General features: G+C 48.5%; 1 protein-coding gene. It reads left to right on the top strand.

Features of this window, described 5'->3' with window-relative positions:
- Positions 1–785: Ig-like domain-containing protein (locus QWY88_RS11615; RefSeq protein WP_304546553.1), on the top strand; the 785-nt coding region annotated here is incomplete at its 3' end.

The raw sequence follows: 785 nt of genomic DNA, 5'->3' as shown, positions 1-785 counted from the left end.
GTGTATGAGGCAGGATTGCCAAGCGGAACAGATGCACCATCAAATAGCGAATTTATCACGAACGCCGCATTGACACTAGGAGCAGGTATCAGCGTAGATACCGCACAGAGCGGAACATCAACATACGGAACATGGAGCGTGGCAACAGATGGAACGTTCAGTTATGCGTTGACGTCGGCAATGAATTCAGGTTCTGTACAAGGGGCCAATACCGTCAATGATGCGGATCAATTTACATATACAGCAGTAGATGCATACGGGAATACCGTTACAAATACAGTGTATATCAATATCGTGGATGATGTACCTCAAGTAGCAACAGATCTCGGAGACGTAACAGAAGGACATACGTTGAGCGTAGATGCTGCGAACGGCGTGTTGCATAACGATGTATCCGGCGCGGATGGCTGGGCAAGCGGTGGTGCAGTGGTCGGAGTAGTGGCAGGTACGGCAAGCGGAGATGTGAGCGGACAAGTCGGTACAACGATAAACGGAACATACGGAACGTTGACGTTGAATGATGATGGAAGTTATACCTATGAATCAACAGCGAATGCAGTGACGGCAGATGCCCAAGATGTGTTCACCTATACGGTAAAGGATGGGGACGGAGACCTTGCTACAACGACATTGAGCATAGATGTAGCGAATGTAACGGTTAGCCCTACAGATACAACAGGAACAGTGTATGAGGCAGGATTGCCAAGCGGAACAGATGCACCATCAAATAGCGAATTTATCACGAACGCCGCATTGACACTAGGAGCAGGTATCAGCGTAGATAC

Source organism: Sulfurimonas sp. hsl 1-7 (assembly GCF_030577135.1).
Lineage (GTDB): Bacteria > Campylobacterota > Campylobacteria > Campylobacterales > Sulfurimonadaceae > Sulfurimonas > Sulfurimonas microaerophilus.
Note: the sequence above shows the minus strand (reverse complement) of the source record. Positions and strands in the feature narration are given on the sequence as shown.